The organism is Carboxylicivirga taeanensis (genome assembly GCF_051851475.1).
Taxonomy (GTDB): Bacteria; Bacteroidota; Bacteroidia; order Bacteroidales; family Marinilabiliaceae; genus Carboxylicivirga; species Carboxylicivirga taeanensis.
In genome coordinates this window covers 1-2,018 of record NZ_JBPUSJ010000062.1, presented here as the reverse complement: position 1 = coordinate 2,018, position 2,018 = coordinate 1, and the positions used below count along the sequence as shown (strand labels likewise).

Sequence of the window (2,018 nt, the reverse complement as noted above, 5' to 3'; positions counted from 1 at the left end):
CTTAAAAACTTCCAAGACGCCTCCCGAAATGGCGACGTTTTGCCAAACAGGGTAAAAAAACGAACTCCAAGCCTCGGCTATTGACCATAACGGTTCGGCCATATGAAGTTGCCCGCCATGCGTGTGGTATATTCGCTTTCTTGTTTTTGCTATAGGTGGCGCGGGAACCAAACTCCCAAACACCACCAAAGCCAGGGCTACTTTATGATGGCTTGTTGGCAAGCGTTATTTCTTTCTGTTCTTCCAATAGTTTTTTGAATATTCGCTTTCTCTAAATACATTGTAAAGCAATTCACAGTCACAGTAACCACCTTCATGCATTAAAACATGAAATATATCGAATTGCTCAGTTTCATTAAATCCTAAATTTGTCAGAATACTTTTTGAATGTCTAAAATCACCAAAACATTCAACTGGGTCATTTTTAATAAATTGAGAATCCAACTTTTTTACAAAGTCTGTTTTTGCCTTTAGAATTTCTAGTATTATATCCTTTATTGATTTTATTGTCTCTTCATCATGATAGTCCAAATCTTCAGGTTTCTCATCTGGAGCCAATTCATACCACACAGTATTTTGTAAATATTCATTATAGAAATCTTCAGGAATTTTATGAATCAGATAGTGATACCTTTGTTGAGGATACAATAATTCGAACTTTTTCTCTGTAAAGTAGATATGGTTTTTACCGTTCTTATCTGCATTTACTTCAATTTCAATGCTCGGATAAGTTGGTTTTATGAAGTTATATAAACTGTCTTTTAATTGGTTATTGGTCATTTTATTATTCTGAGCGCTTATTCCATTAGTACCAAACAGTACCAATAAAATCAATATCGTATGGATTTTCATTTTCTTATGCTTGCCAACGGTAAATTGTATGGTGTCGTAGCGGATTACGTGAGATTTTCTTTCAAATAATCACTAATGTTCAGGCGAGTGATAATGCTCAATATTAGCACAAAACCCGCTATGCACTATACAAAGTGTTGGCAGCTGGGCTTATTCCTCACCAACTCCCTCTACAGGTTGTTCTTTAATGATTGTATTTATCTGAGTTCCATTAAAATCTACAATTCCATCTTTTTGAATTTCGCATATCATCTCTATTATTTCACCCTTCTGAAAACCTTTTAAATGAGTACATAATTCATCTACTGTCAATGATTTCTTGTCTGTAACACAGCCTAATATTGAGAACCGTAATTGATTCGGTTCACTATTATCTGTGTCACCCACAGAAGAAGTAAAAATGTGCTTTTGCATTGCACTTAATTGTGTTTTTAACGCACCAAATGTGTCAGTATATGTCCTATTATATAACTGCTCTAGCTTTTCAACTGCATTTTTCATTTCGGTTTGCATTAAAGCTGTTTCTTTATTTTGGCTCGTACTTTCTTTGTAAAACCATATTGATAGTATTATTGCTCCAATAGAAAGTATCGTAGAAATAGAAATTGTTACTATACTTAATATTGCCTCAGAGTTCATTGACGTAGAAGCGGCAGTAGATTCAGCCGTAACTGTAGCTATATTTAAAATTACTTGTAAAATCATAATCTAATAATTTCTTTTCTTCATCCATTCATATTCTTCATCGGTATGACCAACTGCCCACCAATTTCTCTGAACTTTAATCACAATTAACTTATCTCCCGAATTCGTGTAAGCTTTTAAATTCGTTAAAATATCTTTTGCTGCTTGAGAAGTTTCAATAAACCAAGTTGATTCTGACTGGTGCCACCATTTGCCATAGTCTTTAATTGCCTGAATCAAATCGTCATAATTTCCACTTTTCAAATCATATGATATGCAATAAACTGCCATATTCTAATTAATTTATATTTTCAATTACAAAAATAATTCTTTATTCATTCATCAAAAACTATAATGTATTTTTCTGCGGTCTCTCTGCCTTGCTGCCAACGGTAGCTATATGGGCTGTAATAGAAACTGATATTATATTTATAATAGCGGTTTTTGTTATAGTGCATATAGCGTGTTATGGGCCGTAGTTT

Annotated in this window: 3 protein-coding genes; all 3 read right to left on the bottom strand. The window is 33.6% G+C overall.

Annotation, left to right across the window (positions count from 1 at the left end; all coding sequences use genetic code 11):
• Positions 1-225: 225 nt before the first annotated feature.
• The 3 genes from ACSX1H_RS19185 to ACSX1H_RS19175 all read right to left on the bottom strand — a co-directional run bounded on the left by ACSX1H_RS19185 (position 226) and on the right by ACSX1H_RS19175 (position 1,827).
• Positions 226-852, bottom strand: a complete 627-nt coding sequence (locus ACSX1H_RS19185) for a DUF2695 domain-containing protein (protein ID WP_439185868.1) — start codon at positions 850-852, stop codon at positions 226-228.
• A 150-nt stretch (positions 853-1,002) separates the two neighbouring features.
• Positions 1,003-1,557 carry a hypothetical protein gene (locus ACSX1H_RS19180; RefSeq protein ID WP_439185867.1) on the bottom strand — a complete coding sequence of 185 codons (555 nt, stop codon included), beginning with the start codon at positions 1,555-1,557 and terminating at the stop codon, positions 1,003-1,005.
• Positions 1,558-1,560: 3 nt separating this feature from the next.
• Positions 1,561-1,827, bottom strand: a complete 267-nt coding sequence (locus ACSX1H_RS19175) for a hypothetical protein (protein WP_439185866.1) — start codon at positions 1,825-1,827, stop codon at positions 1,561-1,563.
• Positions 1,828-2,018: the final 191 nt, after the last annotated feature.

What these genes read in the sequence shown, in the direction of transcription:
- ACSX1H_RS19185 (WP_439185868.1), bottom strand. Translation starts at nt 852, where the DNA reads ATGAAAATCCATACGATATTGATTTTATTGGTACTGTTTGGTACTAAT.
- ACSX1H_RS19180 (WP_439185867.1), bottom strand. Translation starts at nt 1,557, where the DNA reads ATGATTTTACAAGTAATTTTAAATATAGCTACAGTTACGGCTGAATCT.
- ACSX1H_RS19175 (WP_439185866.1), bottom strand. Translation starts at nt 1,827, where the DNA reads ATGGCAGTTTATTGCATATCATATGATTTGAAAAGTGGAAATTATGAC.